Annotated in this window: 19 protein-coding genes and 3 pseudogenes; 20 read left to right on the top strand and 2 right to left on the bottom strand. The window is 34.8% G+C overall.

Annotated features, from left to right (window positions below):
* Nucleotides 1-155: 155 nt before the first annotated feature.
* The 15 genes and pseudogenes from B1NLA3E_RS14400 to B1NLA3E_RS14325 form a co-directional block, all read left to right on the top strand.
* Nucleotides 156-608 (top strand): annotated as a pseudogene (locus B1NLA3E_RS14400) (lysine 2,3-aminomutase); the annotation flags it as partial.
* Nucleotides 598-879: a YokU family protein gene (locus B1NLA3E_RS14395; RefSeq protein ID WP_015594564.1), complete on the top strand. Its 282-nt coding sequence runs from the start codon at nucleotides 598-600 to the stop codon at nucleotides 877-879. The pseudogene B1NLA3E_RS14400 and the gene B1NLA3E_RS14395, both read left to right, overlap by 11 nt.
* Nucleotides 880-1,264: 385 nt before the next feature.
* Nucleotides 1,265-2,410 carry a LytTR family transcriptional regulator DNA-binding domain-containing protein gene (locus tag B1NLA3E_RS14390; RefSeq protein ID WP_015594563.1) on the top strand — a complete coding sequence of 382 codons (1,146 nt, stop codon included), beginning with the start codon at nucleotides 1,265-1,267 and terminating at the stop codon, nucleotides 2,408-2,410.
* Between the two features lie 173 nt (nucleotides 2,411-2,583).
* Nucleotides 2,584-3,432 carry an ABC transporter ATP-binding protein gene (locus B1NLA3E_RS14385; RefSeq protein WP_015594562.1) on the top strand — a complete coding sequence of 283 codons (849 nt, stop codon included), beginning with the start codon at nucleotides 2,584-2,586 and terminating at the stop codon, nucleotides 3,430-3,432.
* Complete coding sequence (locus tag B1NLA3E_RS14380; protein WP_015594561.1) at nucleotides 3,429-4,136, top strand: ABC transporter permease; 708 nt, start codon at nucleotides 3,429-3,431, stop codon at nucleotides 4,134-4,136. Before B1NLA3E_RS14385 ends, B1NLA3E_RS14380 begins: the two co-directional genes overlap by 4 nt.
* Before the next feature lie 752 nt (nucleotides 4,137-4,888).
* A pseudogene (locus B1NLA3E_RS14370) lies at nucleotides 4,889-5,320 on the top strand (lysine 2,3-aminomutase); the annotation flags it as partial.
* 10 nt (nucleotides 5,321-5,330) lie between these two features.
* Nucleotides 5,331-5,612 (top strand): YokU family protein, encoded by a 282-nt coding sequence (locus B1NLA3E_RS14365; RefSeq protein ID WP_015594559.1) that lies wholly within the window; start codon nucleotides 5,331-5,333, stop codon nucleotides 5,610-5,612.
* 339 nt (nucleotides 5,613-5,951) lie between these two features.
* Nucleotides 5,952-6,650, top strand: coding sequence for a response regulator transcription factor (locus B1NLA3E_RS14360; RefSeq protein ID WP_015594558.1), 699 nt, complete (start codon nucleotides 5,952-5,954; stop codon nucleotides 6,648-6,650).
* A complete protein-coding gene (locus tag B1NLA3E_RS14355) occupies nucleotides 6,650-7,681 on the top strand; it encodes a sensor histidine kinase (RefSeq protein WP_015594557.1) in 1,032 nt (343 codons plus the stop codon). Before B1NLA3E_RS14360 ends, B1NLA3E_RS14355 begins: the two co-directional genes overlap by 1 nt.
* Nucleotides 7,682-7,801: 120 nt before the next feature.
* A complete protein-coding gene (locus B1NLA3E_RS14350; protein WP_015594556.1) occupies nucleotides 7,802-8,566 on the top strand; it encodes an ABC transporter ATP-binding protein in 765 nt (254 codons plus the stop codon).
* The gene (locus B1NLA3E_RS14345) at nucleotides 8,556-10,511 is read left to right on the top strand and encodes an FtsX-like permease family protein (RefSeq protein WP_015594555.1); all 1,956 of its coding nucleotides are present in this window, start codon (nucleotides 8,556-8,558) and stop codon (nucleotides 10,509-10,511) included. The genes B1NLA3E_RS14350 and B1NLA3E_RS14345 overlap by 11 nt, the downstream gene beginning before the upstream one ends.
* A gap of 303 nt (nucleotides 10,512-10,814) precedes the next feature.
* Nucleotides 10,815-11,237, top strand: a pseudogene (locus B1NLA3E_RS14340) (lysine 2,3-aminomutase); the annotation flags it as partial.
* An 18-nt stretch (nucleotides 11,238-11,255) separates the two neighbouring features.
* The gene (locus B1NLA3E_RS14335; protein WP_015594553.1) at nucleotides 11,256-11,540 is read left to right on the top strand and encodes a YokU family protein; all 285 of its coding nucleotides are present in this window, start codon (nucleotides 11,256-11,258) and stop codon (nucleotides 11,538-11,540) included.
* Between the two features lie 587 nt (nucleotides 11,541-12,127).
* A complete protein-coding gene (locus B1NLA3E_RS14330; RefSeq protein ID WP_015594552.1) occupies nucleotides 12,128-12,874 on the top strand; it encodes a Cthe_2314 family HEPN domain-containing protein in 747 nt (248 codons plus the stop codon).
* A gap of 102 nt (nucleotides 12,875-12,976) precedes the next feature.
* On the top strand, nucleotides 12,977-13,450 hold the full coding sequence (locus B1NLA3E_RS14325) for a hypothetical protein (protein ID WP_041580558.1): 474 nt from the start codon (nucleotides 12,977-12,979) through the stop codon (nucleotides 13,448-13,450).
* A 173-nt stretch (nucleotides 13,451-13,623) separates the two neighbouring features.
* Here the strand turns inward: B1NLA3E_RS14325 and B1NLA3E_RS14320 are convergent, their stop codons facing one another.
* Nucleotides 13,624-13,896 (bottom strand): hypothetical protein, encoded by a 273-nt coding sequence (locus tag B1NLA3E_RS14320; protein ID WP_015594550.1) that lies wholly within the window; start codon nucleotides 13,894-13,896, stop codon nucleotides 13,624-13,626.
* Nucleotides 13,897-14,112: 216 nt separating this feature from the next.
* Here B1NLA3E_RS14320 and B1NLA3E_RS14315 point away from each other — a divergent pair, with 216 nt between their 5' ends.
* From B1NLA3E_RS14315 to B1NLA3E_RS14305, 3 genes are all read left to right on the top strand, one after another.
* Nucleotides 14,113-14,343: a hypothetical protein gene (locus B1NLA3E_RS14315; protein ID WP_041580557.1), complete on the top strand. Its 231-nt coding sequence runs from the start codon at nucleotides 14,113-14,115 to the stop codon at nucleotides 14,341-14,343.
* Between the two features lie 260 nt (nucleotides 14,344-14,603).
* A complete protein-coding gene (locus tag B1NLA3E_RS14310; RefSeq protein WP_015594548.1) occupies nucleotides 14,604-15,221 on the top strand; it encodes a hypothetical protein in 618 nt (205 codons plus the stop codon).
* Between the two features lie 348 nt (nucleotides 15,222-15,569).
* On the top strand, nucleotides 15,570-16,247 hold the full coding sequence (locus B1NLA3E_RS14305) for a hypothetical protein (RefSeq protein ID WP_015594547.1): 678 nt from the start codon (nucleotides 15,570-15,572) through the stop codon (nucleotides 16,245-16,247).
* A 713-nt stretch (nucleotides 16,248-16,960) separates the two neighbouring features.
* Here B1NLA3E_RS14305 and B1NLA3E_RS14300 read toward each other — a convergent pair.
* Nucleotides 16,961-17,836 carry a DMT family transporter gene (locus B1NLA3E_RS14300; RefSeq protein ID WP_015594546.1) on the bottom strand — a complete coding sequence of 292 codons (876 nt, stop codon included), beginning with the start codon at nucleotides 17,834-17,836 and terminating at the stop codon, nucleotides 16,961-16,963.
* A gap of 891 nt (nucleotides 17,837-18,727) precedes the next feature.
* On the opposite strand from B1NLA3E_RS14300, the gene B1NLA3E_RS14295 reads away from it, so the two are divergent.
* Complete coding sequence (locus tag B1NLA3E_RS14295) at nucleotides 18,728-19,321, top strand: dienelactone hydrolase family protein (RefSeq protein ID WP_015594545.1); 594 nt, start codon at nucleotides 18,728-18,730, stop codon at nucleotides 19,319-19,321.
* 303 nt (nucleotides 19,322-19,624) lie between these two features.
* On the top strand, nucleotides 19,625-20,068 hold the full coding sequence (locus B1NLA3E_RS14290; protein ID WP_041580556.1) for a DUF4279 domain-containing protein: 444 nt from the start codon (nucleotides 19,625-19,627) through the stop codon (nucleotides 20,066-20,068).
* Nucleotides 20,069-20,129 lie beyond the last annotated feature (61 nt).

The raw sequence follows: 20,129 nt of genomic DNA, 5'->3' as shown, positions 1-20,129 counted from the left end.
ACTATTCAAGCCAAGTGGAGTGCAGAAACATTTTTTATATAACTTAATCGAAAGCATGACAAATAATCATTATGTATAATTAAAGCTGCAAATCAAGATAGTTTTTTTCTTGGTTTGCAGCTTTTAGTTATTTAAAAGTACTTACAATAAAAAACGCAGTCCCTACCTTCGTTTGCGATGCACCTGGTGGGGGAGGGAAGATTTCGCTTCAGCCGAATTATCTGATTTCTCAGAGTGCGGATAAGGTAGTGTTGAGGAATTTTGAAGGGGTGATAACATCCTACCCAGAACCACAAAACTATATACCAGGCACAGCGGAAGGCTACTTTAAAGGTGTATATCCTGATTATGAAAAGTACCAATCCAATGTCGGTATATCCGCTATTATGAATGACAGTAAATTCAACCTCATCCCGGAAGATCTTCATCGTCTCGATAGAAGGCAAAAGTACCAGAAAGACCCGCAGCATTCTTCTCTAAAGGATAAACGCGAAAAACGGGACGAATTAAAAGAAAAGAAATTTAAAGCACAGCAAAAATCAACAAATATTGAAGACCAAAACAATGAATCAACGGTTAATGAGAAGGTGATTCGTGATGGCGATTAAATGTGAGTGGTGCGGTGGAAACGCAAAAAGCGGTGAGAATACTGTTTATTGGGAGCTGCCTAATGGGTCAAGGGCGATCGAAATTACGATGACACCAGCGGTTATCTGCCAGAAATGTGACATGGTGTACCAGCCCGAAAACATCATAAAAGAAATTGAAGATCAATTGTTTTTAGTTGATACAAGGAAAATCGGAAATTCGATTAGTTATAAGGAATTAATGGCATTACCTAGATTGTTGAAGAGAAATTATTTTGATTTTTCTTCATAAGGATTCTTTCAAACTTTTAAATGGCACTCAGGAATGGGTGTCATTTTTTCATATTTATTAAATGACTTCAACGCTTCCAGAGGAAATATTTTAAATTTGATATGTTAAATAAAATATAGAAAATCAATAGCCTTGTATATGTTGGGGTAGAATGTTTTAAAAAGTTCTAGATTGTTTGATCATACCTTTATTTTTCTTAATCAACCATCGGGCCATTTAATGGAGTAACAGGTTTCACTAACAGGAACGATAAATTTCACTATTATCTAATTTTAATAATTGAAATTCCAATGAATGAGTATTAGGCTTTTAATCATAGACAAATCTTTACAGATATTAATTATTCTGGAAATAAAATTCATTCTTAATTGAGGTGTATGATCACATGACCCTATTGCAAATAAAACAAATTGAAAAAAGTAAAGGAAACACGATTATATTTCCAAAGATAGATTTAGATATTCATAAAGAAGAAGTTATAGCGATTCAGTGCAATAATGAGGTTGGAAAGCAGTTAATAATGATGATTATTGGAGAGATACCCATTTCGAATGGGGAGGTATTGCTAGAAGGCCTGCCTTTAAACCATTGTTTTAAAAGCCTATCTAACCGTGTAGGGTTATTTTTATTGAATGAAGCTTTGTATGACCGACTTACACCGAGAGAGTACCTAACATTTTTTAAAAATTTATATAATGTCGATATAGAGATTAATTCACTTATTCAAAAAGTTAGTTTAGCTGAGAAAGTGAGAACGAAAATTAACAATCTTTCTTATTCAGAAAAAAAACGGTTACAACTTGCTAGAGTCATTTTGCACCACCCAGATTTACTCCTTATGGAAGAGCCTGATCAAAATATTGATTTAGAAAGCAAAATCATTATGCAAAGAGTATTAGAGGAATTCAAAAGGCAAGGAAAAGCAGTACTCATTACGACAAACAACTTTGAAAGTGCCATTTCCATGACCAATACTGTTTACCGTCTTAACGATGAAGGCTTAAAAAAAATTGATGTCATGGAAGAGGAAAGGGTAATTTTGAATTCCGTTTCAATAGAAAACCAAGCAATTGATTCGCTGCCGATAATAAATACTGAAATACCAAGTGAAGAAATAGTTAATTCAAATTTTGAAGAGGTATATGAGGATAAAAAACAAGCTGAAGAGAAAGCTACTGTAATCCGCAGACCGTTGCGGTTTGAAAAGATTCCAGCAAAAGTAAATGAAAAGATTATCCTATTTGATCCCACGGAGATTGTCTTAGTCGAGAGTAATGAAGGAATTTCAAACCTACATGTAAATGGAGAAGTCTTTCCCTGTTCCATTACATTGAATGACCTATCTGAACGATTACAACCATTTGGATTTTTTCGTTGCCATCGATCCTATATTGTCAATTTACAAAAAGTACGTGAAGTGATTACTTGGACTAGAAATAGCTATAGTCTCATTCTTGAAGATTCTAAGAAAAGTTCTGTTCCATTATCCAAAGGAAAATTAAATGAGTTGAAAAATATTATCGGGATTTAACATTCTATTCATGACTAAAAGCGCATTTTAGGAAGGAAAACATGATCCATTCACCCGAAATTTGGTTCCATTCATCCATTCTTATACTCTTTTCACCTTGATATTACTGCATTTGTTTAATATTTAGCTAAACTTGAATCAAAAAAGAAAAAATGGCAAAAGGAGTAATGAAAATGGAAAATGTTATCGAAGTAAGAGAGCTTGTTAAATCATTTGAAAACAAGATGGCCTTGAAAAATGTAAACTTTGAAGTGAAAAAAGGAGAAACAATTGGCTTCTTAGGACCAAGTGGTTCCGGTAAAACGACAACCATTAAAATTTTAACAGCCCAACTTCATCCAACAGCTGGAGAGGTTATGGTGTTTGGTCAACCAATCCATAAATTAAACGATTCAACTTATATGACGAGAATCGGAATCTTAACGGATAATAGTGGCCTTTACGAGCGACTTAGTATCTACGATAACCTTGCATTATATTGTGATTTATATGATGTAGACAAAAGTAAAATCAATGAGGTTCTTGAATCTGTTAATCTAATACAAGATAAAAAGAAACCAGTTCAAAAACTATCAAAAGGAATGAAGCAAAGGGTGACATTAGCAAGAGCCATCTTACATAAACCTGATCTTCTCTTTTTAGACGAACCAACTTCTGCCTTAGATCCTGTAAATACAAAGCATATTCATGCGGGCCTGAAAAAATTGAATCAAGAAGGGGCCACCATTTTTTTAACAACCCATGACATGCAAGAAGCAGAAAACCTTTGTGATCGAGTTGCGTTCTTGAATAATGGGGAGATCATGCTATTGGATACACCCCAAAATGTAAAAATACAACAAGAAAACACAACGATTTCCCTTTTATTAAAAGGAAATCGTACAGTAGTTGTTAATAAAAACGAAGAAGGAGCAAAAGAAATATACCGATATATGGAAAATGGGAAGATTTTAACAATTCACTCAAATGAGCCGACACTTGGAGACATTTTTGTACAATTAACAGGGAGGAATTTATCATGACATTTTCTTTTAAACGAGTAAACGCCATATTTATAAAGGATTGGAAAGACCTACAAAGAAATTCCTACATAATCTTTACATTAGCAATCCCTTTAGTTTTTGCAGCAATGTTAAGTCGTATGGGTGAAGAAAATGTAGTCTTTACAACATATCCAATCAATCTCGCTCTTGTCATTGCAGGCGCTTTTATTCAAGCTGCAATGGTAGCAGAAGAAAAAGAGAAAAATACACTGAGAGGATTGTTATTATCGCCTGCTAGTACAGCTGAAATTTTCGTAGGAAAAAGTGCATTATCTGCTATTATGACAATTGTTGTTATTATTGGCACCATTTTTTTATCTGACTACAAGGTTCCGTCGCCTCCGTTATTTGTATTAAGTGTATTATTGGGATTGTTTTTTTATCTTGCGACTGGAACCATTCTTGGCTTGCTTTCAAGAACAGTAATGGAAACGAGTATTATTGGAATGCCTGTATTAGTAGTCTTTGGGATGGGAACTATGCTTAAAGCAATGGTGGAAAACGAAACTATTTTAAAGATTATTGATTATTTACCAAATGAACAACTAAATACCATTTGGTTTGGATTAGGCAATGGAGAAGGCTTTAGTGAAATCATCGAAAATATACTTGTACTATTCGTTTGGGTAGCTGTATCAATAGTTATTACGGTAGTTATTTATAGAAAACGTAGGTTCGATTAAACAACAAAAGCTCAGGGTGTTAAATCAATTGCCTGCAATATTATGTCCTATATGTCATAGGGATTCATAAACCACTTTGTAGAAAAAGAAATATACTCTTCTTATTTCGCAATCGGGCGCATTTCTGCAGTAAGAAATGCGCTCTTCTTAATGAATTGGGCCAGATTCTTGAGGATCTTCCCCAAAGATAATTGGATATTTATGTTAAAATGATGGGAAGGATGATGAAGTGAACAGGGGGATTGTAAATGGAACGAGGAGGAACCAAATCTAAACTTATTATAATTTCAATTGCAATTGTTATTGTATGGTTTTTCTTATTTGGAATGAGACTAGGGGGTTATTTTTCAGCCATAAATGAAAGAGGATTACGGGAATCTGTATGTGGGACGCAGGGCTGTAACAATATAGTATTAATTTTAGATATACTTTGGACTTTCTCGTTTTTTTATTATTATTCCTCTTATTATTCCATTGGCTCTTGTCAATTACTGGAGTGCAAAGGGAAAGCGTTCCTAAATTAAAGGGCGCGATTGTTGTAGAATTTACTATAGAAAATTAAAAAGGTAAACACCGCTACATCAATATGTCTGCGACCAACACTCAAGCCAAGTGGAGTGCAGAAACATTTTTTATATAACTAATCGAAAGCATGACAAATAATCATTATGTATAATTAAAGCTGCAAATCAAGATAATTATTTTCTTGGTTTGCAGTTTTTAGTTATTTAAAAGTACTTACAATAAAAAACGCAGTCCCTACCTTCGTTTGCGATGCACCTGGTGGGGGAGGGAAAATCGCGTTACAACCAAATTATCTAATTTCACAAAGTGCAGATAAAGTGGTACTACGGAATTTTGAAGGTGTGATAACATCCTACCCAGAACCACAAAACTATATACCAGGCACAGCGGAAGGCTACTTTAAAGGTGTATATCCGGATTATGAAGAGTACCAATCCAATATCGGTATATCCGCTATAATGAATGATAGTAAATTCAACCTCATCCCGGAAGATCTTCATCGTCTCGATAGAAGGCAAAAGTACCAGAAAGACCCGCAGCATTCCTCTCTAAAGGATAAACGTGAAAAACGGGACGAATTAAAAGAAAAGAAATTTAAAGCGCAGCAAAAATCAATCAATATTAAGAATGAAAAAAATGAATCAACGGGAAATGAGTAGGTGATTCGTTATGGATAGTAAATGTGAGTGGTGTGGAGGAAACGCAAGCAGCGGTGAGAAAATAGTTTATTGGGAACTGCCAGATGGGTCAAAGACGATCGAAATTACGATGACACCCGCGATTATTTGCCAGGAATGTGGCATGGTGTACCAACCCGACAGCATCATTAAAGAAATCGAAGATCAATTGTTTTTAGTAGATACAAAGCTAATCGGAAATACAATAAGTTTTAAGGAATTAATGAGCTTACCTCGATTGTTGAAGAGAAATTATTTTGATTTTTCTTCTTAAAGATTCTTTAAAACAAACTGTTAAATGGCACTCATAAATGGGTGCCATTTTGGTATACAAAGGTTACAAAAGGGGGATTTGGAAAAATAAAAAAAGACTTGAAAAAATAAAGTCCAATTAAGAAATCTAACGTCCAATATGTTAGATAATGCCGTTTTGTTAATGAAACCCAAACTGCTAAATTTGATCGGGGTCAATAATCAAAAAGGGACTCCGATAACCTACTTTGTGGAAGTGAATAAGTAAGGCAGCGCAAATGGTTTTTACTCGAAAACTACTGATTTAATGTCTTTTACAATTTATACTTGAGATAAATAAGTTTAAAAGGGAGAACCGGACGTGTATAAAATATTGCTTATTGAGGATGATCCACAGCTTTGTGAATTGATTAAAGAAAATCTGGAACAGTACGGGTATGAAGTGCATCTTCCTGATCATTTTTCAAATATAGAGGAAAAATTTGCTCAGGTAACTCCTGACCTTGTCCTGCTGGATATTAACTTGCCTTACTACGATGGGTATTATTTGTGCAGGTGTTTTAGAAAGCAGTCTAATGTACCGATCCTGATGATGTCAGCTAGAAGCCACGAGATGGATCAAATTATGGCCATAGAACTCGGGGCAGATGATTATATTACGAAGCCGTTTACTTTTGAGATGCTGCAATCCAAATTAAAAGCCACCGTCAGAAGAGTTTACGGAGAGTACGCAGTAAAGGAAACGAATACCTTATGTGTTGGTTCCCTTTGTATAGATGCCAAGTCTCTTACCTTAACCTATGGCGGGAATAAGGTTGAACTTTCGAAAAATGAATATAAACTGATGAAGAAATTAATGGAGCATAATGGTGAGTTTGTATCCAGAGAAGAGCTTATTGAAGAAGTTTGGGATTCAGTAACATTTATTGATGATAATACACTAACGGTAAACATGACTAGGATTAGGCATTTGCTGTTGGAACTGGGGGGGAATCATGTGGTGAAAAGTAAAAGAGGAGTAGGGTACAGGTTATATGATTCTGTTACCATGAGGGATTGATGATGCAAAAAGAGATCTTTACGAGGTTTATAAAAGACAGATTGCTTATCATCATGTTGTACTTGTCAAGTATGGCCTCAATCATAACCTTTTTCCATCTCAGTGAACCGGCGAATACAGAGATTTTCTATCCCGTGTCGATTGGCGTTTTTTTATTAATCGTATACCTCGCCATAGACTGGATTCGGTACTATCCCACAAATCGGGCAATTGCACTTATATTAAAGAATCAGGATACGGAGTTGCAGCCGCATACGGAAGAACAGAGGGCGTTTCAGCAATTGGTGTATAAAATGACAGGTGAATACACCCGTAAAAACAATGAATTGAAGGAACAAAATAAAGAGAGACTCTATTTTCTATCCCACTGGATGCACCATTTAAAAACACCTGTGTCTGTGATTGAGCTCATCATAAATAAAGAGGAAAAAACAAATGAAGCAGCTGAAATATTAGAGAAAATTAAGCAGGAAAATAATCGACTTCATACATACATCCAGCAAGGTCTAACGATGATTAGAATGGAGAGTTTTGAAAATGACCTTGAGGTACGTTCGGTAGACTTACTCCCAACATTGCGAAAATTGATAAACGACAGAAAGAAAGAATGTATCTATCAGTCAATCTATCCTTCTATTGAATTCGAAGGTGGGAATGCCTTTATTATCACTGATCCAAAGTGGAACGAAATTCTATTGGTACAGATCATTTCAAATGCGATAAAATATTCCGTCCCGAAAGCTGGGAGCAAAAAGCTTATCTTTCAAATTAATAAAAGTGTCAAACATATCAGCTTAACCATCAAGGATGAAGGTGTTGGCATTCCTGCCTATGATCTTGAGCGAGTCTTTCAGCCTTTTTTTACAGGCGAAAACGGAAGGACTTTCTCGAACTCCACGGGGATTGGGCTGTACCTAAGCAAAAAAATTGCTGACAAACTCGGGGCGACTATCAATATTCAATCCGAGCCCTCTAAAGGTACTACCGTGACAATCCGGTGGTTGGCGGGAACCAAAATAACCTGCTCCTAAACCCGTTTGAACAATAGTAAAGATACCTTACAAAAATGTAAGGTATCTTTAGCATTTCCGATGGTTGCGTTTTTTTATGTCCCTTAAAATGATAGTATTGCAAAACAGGGAGGAAGACCAATGGTTATTTTGGATGTGAAAAATATTGTGAAAATTTACGGAGGGTCAAGTGGGGAAGGATCAACTACTGCTTTGGGCGGGGTAAGCCTGTCCGTTAAAGAAGGGGAGTTCATTGCGGTTATGGGACCTTCCGGAAGCGGTAAAACCACACTGCTTAATGTGTTGAGCGGCATTGATCAGCCAACCTCAGGGGAGGTCATCATCGCAGGCCAGGAAATAAACGAGATGAAAGGAGATGACCTTGCTCTTTTTCGACGGAAAAAGCTTGGGTTTGTGTTTCAGGACTTCAATCTGTTAGACAGCTTAACCGTTAAAGAAAATATTCTGCTTCCCATGGTCCTCGAGAGGAAAACGGCGGCTGAAATGGAAGGAAAGCTCGAATACCTGGCGAATCTTTTTGAAATTGATCCCATCCTGTCTAAGTATCCATATACTATTTCCGGCGGTCAGCAGCAGCGAACGGCCGTCAGCAGGGCACTGGTGAATGAACCAGCGATTCTTTTTGCCGATGAACCCACTGGGAATCTGGATTCTAAATCATCCGCGGTCATCATGGAATGTTTTGAAAAAATCGTTAATGAACTCTCGACAACGGTACTTCTTGTTACCCATGATGTCTTCGCCGCCAGTTACTGTCAGAAGGTTGTTTTTATCAAAGACGGCCTCATCCACTCTACGATTGTGAAAAAGGGGAGCAGGAAGGAGTTTCTGAATCAAATCATGGATAATCTGGCTGTCTTAGGGGGAAAATCCTATGACATTTAATCAAGTCATTTGGAAGATGGCCAAGGTTCAATATAAAAAGTACATCTTTTATTATCTATGCAACAGTTTTGCTGTCATGTTTTTCTTTATGTTCTCAACCGTGTATTTCAACAACCAGATTGAGAAGGCAAAGAAGCTGGAGGGAATCCAGGATGCCTTGTCCATTCCGGGAGTTGCCCTGATTGTATTTACCATCTTCTTCATTAGCTATGCCCACAATGTTTTTATGAAAAGAAGAAGAAGTGAGTTCGGGCTTTTCATGACATTGGGCATGTCCCATCGCGATATTACAAGACTGCTCGTTTTCGAAAATGGGGTTATTGCTGTTGCTTCAATCGTATCTGGCTTGCTGGCTGGAGCCGTCTTCTCAAGATTATTTTTTATGCTGTTAATGAGCCGTGTCGGGCTTCAGGATGTTTCGTTCCATTTAAACGGAAAAATGTTCATGTACTCGCTTGGAGCTTTTTTGGTTGTTTTTTTACTCGCGGTTGGGAAATCGCTTTTTCTTACGCTTGAAAGCAGCGTGATCCTCAGCATGAAGAGTAACAGAGTTTCCGAAACGATAAAGAGGAGAAGTCCAATCCTCGGTTTTTTAGGTTTGGTCATAATGGTTGGATCCTTGCTGAGCCTGTATGTCACTTATGTAGAATCATCCGGAGGATTTTTGCCGTTATGGACACTCGGGGTTTTATTGGGTTTGTACATAACACTGAGCCAGTTTAGTAGTTTCTTGATCAAGGCTGCCAAAAAAATCCCCGGATTTTATTTTCGAAGGATGTTATTCTTAACAAGCCTTGATTATAAGTTTAAACAGCTTACGTCGATTGTCATGCTTGTTTCTGTCATGACCATGATTACGATCTTTTACAGCACCTTATTGCTTACGTTCTATAAGTCCTCCGAAACGGATGCCATTAACAATAATCCTTATGATATGGCCTTTTATCAGACTGATACGAAAAATAATCTGTCTAAAGAAGAACTGTATGCTGTACTTGACCAAGCGGATCACCCAATTAAAGAACATCTTGTCATTCCGATTATTGCGCACTATGAAAAGCATCCATATGCTGAAGGATTTCAACCTTATCATTTCATGTCACTGGACGATTTTAACAAATTAACTTCGGGTCATGCGAAATTGCAAGGTAAGGAATATCTCGTCTATTTAAACACTGAACCTGAAAATGGAAATGGAAATGTTGAAATTAATCAATCTCTCGAACTTTCAATTAATAACGAGAAGGCTAGCTATGTATATAAGGAGAAAGTGGTTCAAAAAACCATTAACCTATTGCCAAATACGCATGAATTTATCGTTATAAACCAAAACGAATTTGACATTCTGGCAGCCACCTTAAATGGGTATAAATCCAATCTTCATTTAATCAATGTGTCCGACTGGAAGGCAACAGCTGGAGCCGTAGAGAAATTAAAGGAACAATTCGCGGCATATAATCGTAGTACAGCCCCAATTGATGACCATCGCACTGAGTTTTCATCTGAAGAAGAGCTATTCCACGTTGCGTCCAAGATTGATGATTACTTCAACAACAGGAATTCCAGCGGCATCATGTTTTTCGTGACCACCTTTCTAAGCATCATGTTTTTCTTTGGTACTTTCATTCTTTTATACTTAAACCTTTTCTCAGAGATTGAGGAGGAAAAATCGAAATATCGAAAGCTGTATAAAATTGGGATGACGTTGAAGGAAGTTAAAGGGAATATCTCAAGTGAATTGTTAATGATCTTCTTTGTGCCTACAATGATCGGAACGGTGCTGGCAGCCCTTTACGTGATCATCTTGTCTACGGATGTTGGCGGGATTATGAATAACCTGGATATACTTTTTCACTTCTTTCTCATTTCCGGAATTTACCTAACCATCCAAATCATATACTACTTCTATTTAAGGAATAAAATGTTGAACCACTTAATTTCATGAAGCATGAAGAGGATGCCTACGGGGATCCCTTAATTCACACTTTTAAGTAAAGGGTACCTTTAGCACTATAACTGAGGAACTTTTGCAGTTATTTCGTGTTTTTCAATATTCCATATCGGGTGTGATTGTGGAATTATTATGGTTACAAAAAAGTATTCGTATAAACATTGATTAGTTTGTATAAATGATTGCTTCGGGAGTTTAGATAATTATCATTATGTCTATTTGTTACTGCGAATTAAGATGATAAAAATGATCTTGATTTGCAGTTTTTTAGTGATTAAAGTACTTACAATAAAAAACGCAGTCCCAACCTTCGTTTGCGATAGTCCTGGCGGCGGCGGAAAGATTTCGTTGCAACCTAATTATTTAATTTCGCAAAGTGCTGATAAAGTGGTGTTACGGAATTTTGAGGGTGTTATCACTTCTTATCCAGAGCCTCAAAACTATGTACCAGGAACTGCTGAAGCATACTTCAAGGGTATATACCCTGATTATGAAAAGTACCAATCCAATGTCGGTATATCCGCTATTATGAATGACAGCAAATTCAACCTCATCCCGGAAGATCTCCATCGTCTCGATAGAAGGCAAAAGTATCAAAAAGATCCGCAGCATTCTTCGCTCAAGGATAAACGAGGAAAACGGGACGAATTAAAAGAAAAGAAATATAAAGCGCAGCAAAAATCAATAAATAGTGAAGATCAAGAAAATAAATCAAAATAAATGAGTAGATGATTCGTTATGGAGATTATATGTGAGTGGTGTGGAGGAAACGCAAGCTGCGGTGAGAGCACGGTTTACTGGGAGCTGCCAGATGGATCAAGGGCGATCGAAATTACGATGACACCAGCGACTATCTGCCAGGAATGTGACATGGTGTACCAGCCCGACAATATCATTAAAGAAATTGAAGATCAATTGTTTTTAGTAGATACAAAGCTATTCGGAAATTCAATCAATTTTAAGGAATTAATGACATTACCTAGATTATTGAAGAGAAATTATTTTAATTTTTCTTCTAAATGATTCTTTCAACTTTAAATGGCTCTCAGAAATGGGTGCCATTTTTCATATTTAATATTTTTTTTCTTATTCAACAATAGGGCCAGATTGTGGAGTAACTCATGTATTACGTAATACATTACCTAGAGAGAGTCGGGGAAAAAGCCAAGCCAAACTTAGAGATATGGATATTAGGGAACAATAGCAAATTGCACGTTTAGAAGAGTATGAGCGTAGAGTTTTTGCTATTGAAAGTGCTGGTGATCTACTTATAGGGAGATCCTTAAAATTGCTTATGATTGCATGTTAAGTGGTTTAACTAGACAACAGATATCAATTCATTTAGAAATTTCTCGTGATTCGGTAGATAAATTACGTTCCGAGATAAAGGCGTAAATCAACTCTAATACGACATTTTACAAACTTTTGCATGGAGAAAAATCCGCAGTGTAAAATGGGAGGCAGGACGGCACGGAAGGTTACAAGGCCGTTCAATTAATAAAGTTATTGCATCACCTTGCGGTGGCGTTTTTGTGACACTTCAAACAACCCAAAGGGGAATTTATCCTCCTTACCGAAATGTACTAAAATAACGGAAAAAGGAGGGTAATATGAATATCTTTGATTATGCACAATATCCTACACCAGAAGATTGGGATATTTTAAGTAAGAAAAAGAAAGAATCACTGGACAAAATTAATCTTACAAATGACAAGAGGACTCATAATGGATTGGATTTTCTCGGAATAGAGCTTAGTTATTGGCTAAAAGAATTTAACAATAGAGTTTTTGATCTAGTTAACAATTACGTTCTTTTAATGTTTTATTTTAATAAGGGAATCCCTGATGATGAGTGGTATATTTCACCTGGTAAAAATGGACAGAGTATCGAGTACTTCCCTCATTTTGAAGAAAAGCATTATATATATCAATATTGGTTTGGCTTTTATATGGAGAGTTACTATACAAGGTTTTCAGGGATATTTGATGCGATTTATCATTTAATCAATGTAAAATATAAATTCGAAATTCCTGAAAAATTGGGGTTTAGAAAAGAAGTTTTACAAAAACTTAAAAATAAAGACGATTGTCTTTATAATTTCCTAAATGATATTCCTAATAACAATATATATAAGGAAGTATCTGATTTGCGAAATAACATTGCACATAACTTTAGATCCAACCAAGTCGATTCAGGATACAATAAGAAAAAAAATCCGGATGGGTCGGTAATTATAACTATGACAGTAGGTAATTACACTACTACTTCAGAATTTGTGCGGAATATTGAGGAAAGCATAGACTTTCTTGCAGATGTTATTGATGAGGTTAGGGATAAAGTTAAGGAAGAAGCTTAAGCACTCACGAAGGGTGCTTTTTGTTTTGTTCATTAATAATCAACAAATTTTTACAGGATAATAACTCCTTTTGTAGAAAATATGCTTAAAGGAGTGATAATTTTGAAAAATAATACTATCGAAAATGTAACAAAAGACCAATCAGAGTTAGTTTTTAAATTTATGGAGTTGCTTTTTAGTGAGGATGTAGAAGGTTATTGGGATTGTATTAGCAAAGTAGATCAAGCCAGGGTATATGGGATGTACAGAGTTGTAGCCGAAACTGATATTTATGATGATATTTCATTTTTTGATTATGTTAAGCATTATTTTAAACCAAAACAAGAGGAAATTTATGAAAGAGTGAAAGAACATCCAGGTTTAGCCACTCATGTTCGGTACACAGATGAAGGAGAAGTTTTATTATATCTTTTACAAGATGTACAAGTTCCAAGGGTTTACATCGCTGAAACTCAAGAATATGTATTTCCAATTACATTAACGATAGATACAGAAGTTAGTAATGGAGAAGTTAATGCTAAGTGGAAAGTAAGATTATATACTGATCAAAATTATAAAGATTTATCTTCTGATTAACTGCATCCTTCAGGATCTCTTTATAATGAAAAAAATCAATTTGAATTTAAAGAATTACAAAAGGTGATTTATAAAAATTAATTATTCTAATCCTAATTAAAATTTAAAATATAGCCATAAACCCTGATACCATAAGGTTTAGAAGATGAAATGTATTTAATACGGTTCTTAGCTTATTTTCTATTTAGGAAAGCAGATAAGACACCCACAGCTATAGTTGCACCTAAAGATGGTTCAGGGAGTTTTTTTATTACTTTCACAAAAACTTGTACTCTATACTTTTCTTCATTATATTTTTCAGGGTAGTGTACAATATCAATTACCTCACACAATGTTGAACCTACCTGAACTTTTTCACCAATTCGCACATATAGATTGTTTAAAATATCACTTCCTATCTCTTCTTTAATTGCGTCTAATGTACCTTCAATATATTCAATATACATTTTAAAGCCCCTTTCTCTATGTATAGACTATACAATATTACTGTTCAGCAGGAAAACTAAAAGTATGATAATTATGGTTACCGACCTTCTTCAAACTAAAGGGTGTTTGAGTGAGACAAGGTATTGTTACGGCAACATCTTTTTTTATTGAAGTAACGAATCAGGGAGTTGAATAAGAGATTTATTTTTTTAAAAAGTTCACAGGTGGTGGAAAAGATGACTTCAAAAGAGTTTATTGAGTTCCAAGAAGGTATAGAAATTGGAGAAGAATACTGTTTTACATATAAAAATGAAGAATATTGGATAAGCCAAAATCCTGATGGATATTATCTAACGCGAGTTAGAGGTTCCTATACTCAAGAGTTTGATACTTCTGAAGCTCTTTTTAAAAATGGAACAATCGAAGGAAGACTTCTTGCAGAAATTTATATGGATATAGAGTGGTAATCTAAATCTTAAAATATGCTCCTGTTGAACTAACGTGGGGCGTTAGCACAATAATTAAAGGTCAATTTTTTATGGTCTTTAAAAATTTATCAATCTTCTGCAATCGGGCGCGAAAATGCAACAAAATGGACTGTTAATTTTAGCTGTCCATTTGTTTTGCCTTTAATCAATTAAAGAGTCAGTTTAAGTAAGTGAATTATTGAAAAATTAGGGTTAATTTGAAATAATTAGTGAAACATTGATTAATAGGGAGAGTGAAAATGCGAAACTTTATAGGCTGTTCCTTGTTTATAATTTTTACTTTGTTGTTAACTGGGTGCGCAGGTGTAGAAAAGGAGAAAGAAAAACAGTTACCAAATGCGAATATAACCATTGAACCATATAACATGAGTGAAAAAGAAAGTTTGCTCATTAGTAAAACTGGTGTAGATCAAATTGAATTTTTTAAGTTGAAAGGCAATTTGAAGGAAGATGAGGATTTACAATTTGCCGTGGAGGTGTATGAAAACGGAAAACAAAAGGAAGAGTTACTAACTACTTCGAATGAACCGCAAAGAAAGTTTGAAGATACCATCATTTCTTTTGGAATTAGTAACATAAAAGACAAAGACCAATCTTTAAAACTGATAGCTGGTATACCTTCTGGGCTTGTTACAGCGAATTATTCAAATAACATGACATCTTCTTCTTTCAGTAAGATAGTAGGTGAAAAAGTTACTTTGGAGAGAAATATACCTGTTTATTTAGTAGCGTGGGTCGGCACTACTAAAAACGAACTGAGATCTGTTGGAAGCGAAAAAGGTAAACTACCCGAGGGTATTGAAGAAGCTGAGATTGCGCTTTTATACAGAGTTATATGGACCGATAATGAAAAGTAATAATTTCTGGTTTTTATATTCCTTAAAGAGATAGATAATAACAAAATTAAAAGGGAAGTTAATAGTTTAAGCAAGCACAAGGGGATTTATAGTATGGGATCTATATATTAAGTTATTCCATTAAAGGGCGCGATTATCGAAAGATGATCACGCCTATTTCATGTTTAGGACCAGATTGTTTAATAACAATTTTAAAGCAAAGTGGATATTGTTAAGGTTACACTTAAACTATTTGATTCAGTTTAGTTGAACAAGAAATTTTTTTGCTAATTGAGTTGAATTTATGATAAGTATAGAGTATTGAAGCTAAAAGTTCTTACTGGAGTATTTTGAAAGGAGCTAATTGTTTTGGATTTATTTGAAGAGATTCTTACAAATGACATTGAACAAAATCCAATAATTGAAATTAGGGAAAAAAATGAACATCCAAAGGTGGTATATGAGAAGTTAGACATTGAAGAACCTTCTGGACAGCAAATTTCATCAATTGCTCAGTATTTATTAGCTCCCTTCATATTAGTTAGTTCAAATGGGATGTTGGATATTCCAATAGTGAATGACAAAACTCTTGATATAGCCATCAAAGAGATAGCCCCTCACTTCAACAAAGTTGTAAAAATTATAACCAATGAAAAACAAGTAGATATTAGATTGCAAAATGTTAAGGAAAGTTCAAAAATTCATTTTATGAATCTAAAAGAAAATCGTAAAGTTAATGCCATTGTGAGTGATATATATTCAGAAGGGACTTCGAGCTGGGGAGAAACATTCATACCAAAAGAATTTAGAGTTAATCTCGATCTTGTAGGAAAAACAGCTAATCATGATATTTTATCAATGTGGGATTTTTTTGAACATACTTTTGTGCAGACATATGGGGGGATGGCTATTATACCAAGTGGATGGACATTTGATGAATCCTTTAAAGATAGGGTAGCAGTTCGGTCTTTTGCAAGTGTGTGTAATGAAATGATGGTAACGGTTAATAGTGAAAATAATTTTATTACTTCTATTCTAATAAGCTAAAATGTTTTTTTATTCAAGTAACGAAACATTAGTTAAAGAAGAATTAATTAATTTTGAGATTGAGATCATGTTTTAGTTATTCCATTATAGGGCGCATTTCTGCAGCAAGAAATGCGCTCTTCTTAATGAATTGGGCCATTATTTTGGATTATTATGGTAACCTCGAGTTGTAGCTGGATGAATGAAAATGATTAAAGATTGTGGCTACCAGGAAATAAAACAGAATAAACATTTGTGAACTGTTATTTTTTTATTCCTAAAAAAAAAGGGTGAGAGTGTGGAAGTAATCTTAGTGAGTATTTGTACAGCCATTATTATTTTTATAACTGTCTCAAACCTAATTAGGCTCTTTAGATTAGCGTATGAAAAACAAGAGATAAATGGTAAGAAGTTTAAGTTATTAGTAACTTCTTCAATAGTGGTTGGTTTCCTTTTGACTATTTCTTTATATATCGGCTATCAAAAATTTTGGCTCTTTCTTTCAAATTAAAATGATCCCTTTATCGAATATTAAAGAATAACAAATCCAATTCTCAACAATCGGGCGCGATTATCGAAAGATGATCACGCCTATTTCATGTTTAGGGCTATTTAATTGAATAAAGGCAAGTATATTTATTCATGAATAATGAGTAGTGATAGGAAATAAATAAGAAAAAAATCCTGTTTCACAAGCAAAACCCCTTCAGTTACTGCTGAAGGGGTTTTAAATACTATTCTTTCTCGTTGATTACGACTAAAACACCAGTGAAAATTAGAATAGAACCTATCCAAAACATTACACCTATGGTCTCTCCTAGAATAAGCCATCCAAGTAATGTTCCAACCATGGGTTGAAAGAAGAAAAATATCCCCCCACTTGAGGCGTTAAGCATTTGTAATCCACGATTCCATAGTAGAAATCCACTTGCCGTTGAGACAATACCCAAATACAATATTCCTCCCCAAATGGTCGGGTGAGTCAGTTGAGAGATATTAACTTCGTGTAAGCGTGGCAATACAAAAGGAGTCAACACAATTAATGCTACCAAGATGGAATAGGTAGTTACCACAATTTGTGAATAATCACTCGGCAAAAGTTTTACAAGTACTGACATGAGTGCCCAAGTCAAAGCTGCAATAAGTAGTGCTATACCTCCAAGTGTACTGGACATATTCACATCACTAATTCCAACAATGAGCAGCACTCCAATTGTCGCTAAACAAACAGAGATTCCCTTTTTTAACGTCATCCGTTCTTTAAGGATTAAGCGAGCAAAAATAACCATAAATGCTGGTGTTGAAGAAGTTATAATGGCTCCCATTTGTGCTGTGGATAGCATAGTACCAGTTTCCTGAGCAACAATTGAAATGGCATTACCTATGATTCCAATGGCTATGATTATAAAGACAAAACGTTTTTCAATACGCCATTTTTGTCTTGTTATGAAACCGATCACGAGAAGTGCGACAAACGCCACTAAATAACGCATCCAAACAAGTTCTAGTGGAGGTATGACCGATACTACAACTTTAACAACAACGTACATACCACCCCAAATGCTTGAAGCTAAAATTAAATATAAAGAACCTAATAAGGTGTTTTTCATTTTTTTGTACCCTCCGTCTTTTGTTTAGGTCGAGAATGCCCCTAACGGAGAGATGTAGTCACCTTCACTCCATTAAGAGCAGAAGAGTGCTACTGGTACATCATTTTCAAATAATGGAGTCCAATACATTTTGATTCACCTCAAGTCCAATCTAATTATTTTTGTTTTATTATAGCAGAATATTAAAATTTTTAATATGTTTGATGTCTTAGTGGAAAATATCAGAAATCTCCGCGAGACCCCATATACAAAAGAAGCCCGTGTTATCAGATTTTTTAATGAAATTCCTATTCTGAGAGTTAGAATGAAAAATTTTTTTAAAAGAACGGGGGCTTATCTTGATTAAGATTTAAGCAATCAATGATCTACAACTATCGGGCGCTATCCTTTAGCAAGGATCAGTGCTTATTTCCATTTTAGGTCCGGATTTTTAAACAACACCTAGATATCTAGGTTAAAGTTTAGAAGATATTGTGAAATCTTATACTTAAAGTAACGAAGCAATTATATACAGTATGATTTTCCACCGTATTCAACGTAAGTAAAGTTACCAAAAATGCCAGATTTGTATCTTTGTAGAAGGATTATATACAGTCAGTATTTATAGTTTTCAACGTTAACAAACATAGGACTTTATTTGGAGAGGTGGGTATGATAGGCTTGGATGCCTGATGAAACAACGGCTTCAGCCTTTCAAGACCAATCATGCCCACAGAGGCTCCAAGTCAAGTCCTTAAACGCTTTTCTATGGTTACATGTAAACAATGATAAAAGGTGCGCCATATCAATGTTTTGGAACTTATACTTATATAATATTAGGTTAGTGGAATAAGAAATGGTATAGTATGTATTGATTTTTTGTTTATAGTCTCTTAAGGGATAGGGGATAAAATGATTAAGATACTGAATGGGGCAGATAGATTAATTATTGTAATTCACGAAATATATGGAATTAATCAACACATGACGAATTTTTGTGAAAGATTATCAGAACAGGGCTTTGATGTTATCTGTCCGAACTTACTAAAACGTGAGCAACCTTTCAATTATTCCGAAGAGGAGATTGCCTATCAAAATTTTATAGAGAATGTTGGGTTCACTGATGCGGTACATAAAATAAAAAATGTATTAGTAAGTATTAAAAAGGAATACAAGAAAATATACATTATTGGATTTAGTATAGGAGCAACTATTGCTTGGCTGTGTGGTGAGGAAGATTATCTCGATGGGATAGTAGGATATTATGGTTCAAGAATTAGGAATTACAAAGAAATAGTTCCATCAAGTCCCACAATTTTATTCTTTCCGCAGAAAGAACGGTCCTTTGATGTTAATGAATTAATTTCAAATCTGGATAAAAGAAATACTGAAATACATAAATTTAATGGAGAACATGGATTTAGCGACCCATACTCTCCTAATTTTAATGCTAAATCAGCTTCAGACGCTTTCGATGAAATGCTCAACTTTATTAGAAGACATTGATTGATAACTGGGGGAGTTATTCAACTAAAGGGGTGCATTAGCACAATAACTAAAGATCAATTTTTGAAGCTCTTTTAAATTTTTCGATCTTCCGCAATCGGGCGCATTTCTGCAGTAAGAAATGCGCTCTTCTTAATGAATTGGGCCATTTAATGGAATAAGAATTTCAAGCAAATTTGAATATTTATATTAACAGCAGCATGAAATTTGTGAATGATTTCACTTAAGCTAACGGTCAGGATTGTTCAATAAGGAATGGCATAAAAATTGTATGGAAAATCGGACTTAATGGGGGAGTTTCACTTGGATAAAACTCAAGTAAAGGTTTATTTCAGTTTATACGGAGATGACTTTCCAATTGATAATGTGACTGAAATATTGGGAATTAAACCAACTAATTCCTATAAAAAGGGTGATGTCATTCCAAAAAAATATAATCCAAATGTTGTTTCAACTAAAGTCCAATTTCGAAAAGAAACCGCTTGGGAATTCGGTACGGACTATCAAGAATCCAATGATGTAAAGGTACAACTTGACCATATTATAAGACCATTAAAAAATAAAGCAACTATAATCAATCAGTTAAAATCGAAGTATAATCTCGAATGCGATTTCTCAATCGTTATAATTATGGAAAATGGGGAAACGCCAGGTTTACACCTCGATAATGAACAAATTGAATTCGCAAATAATATTAAAGCTGAATTTGATATTGATTTGTATGCTAATCCTTATAAGGGTATTTGAGTGTTATAGAAATTGAATTCCTTATTGAAGTAACGGGGGCTTTCCTTGAAGAAATGCATAA

It is taken from the genome of Bacillus sp. 1NLA3E (assembly GCF_000242895.2).
GTDB lineage: Bacteria > Bacillota > Bacilli > Bacillales > Cytobacillaceae > Bacillus_BU.
The sequence above is the reverse complement of the archived record's forward strand: the minus strand, read 5'-3'. Positions and strand labels throughout refer to the sequence as shown.

What these genes read in the sequence shown, in the direction of transcription:
- B1NLA3E_RS14380 (WP_015594561.1), top strand. Translation starts at nt 3,429, where the DNA reads ATGACATTTTCTTTTAAACGAGTAAACGCCATATTTATAAAGGATTGG.
- B1NLA3E_RS14310 (WP_015594548.1), top strand. Translation starts at nt 14,604, where the DNA reads ATGCGAAACTTTATAGGCTGTTCCTTGTTTATAATTTTTACTTTGTTG.
- B1NLA3E_RS14385 (WP_015594562.1), top strand. Translation starts at nt 2,584, where the DNA reads ATGGAAAATGTTATCGAAGTAAGAGAGCTTGTTAAATCATTTGAAAAC.
- B1NLA3E_RS14390 (WP_015594563.1), top strand. Translation starts at nt 1,265, where the DNA reads ATGACCCTATTGCAAATAAAACAAATTGAAAAAAGTAAAGGAAACACG.
- B1NLA3E_RS14320 (WP_015594550.1), bottom strand. Translation starts at nt 13,896, where the DNA reads ATGTATATTGAATATATTGAAGGTACATTAGACGCAATTAAAGAAGAG.
- B1NLA3E_RS14350 (WP_015594556.1), top strand. Translation starts at nt 7,802, where the DNA reads ATGGTTATTTTGGATGTGAAAAATATTGTGAAAATTTACGGAGGGTCA.
- B1NLA3E_RS14315 (WP_041580557.1), top strand. Translation starts at nt 14,113, where the DNA reads ATGACTTCAAAAGAGTTTATTGAGTTCCAAGAAGGTATAGAAATTGGA.
- B1NLA3E_RS14365 (WP_015594559.1), top strand. Translation starts at nt 5,331, where the DNA reads ATGGATAGTAAATGTGAGTGGTGTGGAGGAAACGCAAGCAGCGGTGAG.
- B1NLA3E_RS14330 (WP_015594552.1), top strand. Translation starts at nt 12,128, where the DNA reads ATGAATATCTTTGATTATGCACAATATCCTACACCAGAAGATTGGGAT.
- B1NLA3E_RS14345 (WP_015594555.1), top strand. Translation starts at nt 8,556, where the DNA reads ATGACATTTAATCAAGTCATTTGGAAGATGGCCAAGGTTCAATATAAA.
- B1NLA3E_RS14295 (WP_015594545.1), top strand. Translation starts at nt 18,728, where the DNA reads ATGATTAAGATACTGAATGGGGCAGATAGATTAATTATTGTAATTCAC.
- B1NLA3E_RS14335 (WP_015594553.1), top strand. Translation starts at nt 11,256, where the DNA reads ATGGAGATTATATGTGAGTGGTGTGGAGGAAACGCAAGCTGCGGTGAG.
- B1NLA3E_RS14395 (WP_015594564.1), top strand. Translation starts at nt 598, where the DNA reads ATGGCGATTAAATGTGAGTGGTGCGGTGGAAACGCAAAAAGCGGTGAG.
- B1NLA3E_RS14355 (WP_015594557.1), top strand. Translation starts at nt 6,650, where the DNA reads ATGATGCAAAAAGAGATCTTTACGAGGTTTATAAAAGACAGATTGCTT.
- B1NLA3E_RS14300 (WP_015594546.1), bottom strand. Translation starts at nt 17,836, where the DNA reads ATGAAAAACACCTTATTAGGTTCTTTATATTTAATTTTAGCTTCAAGC.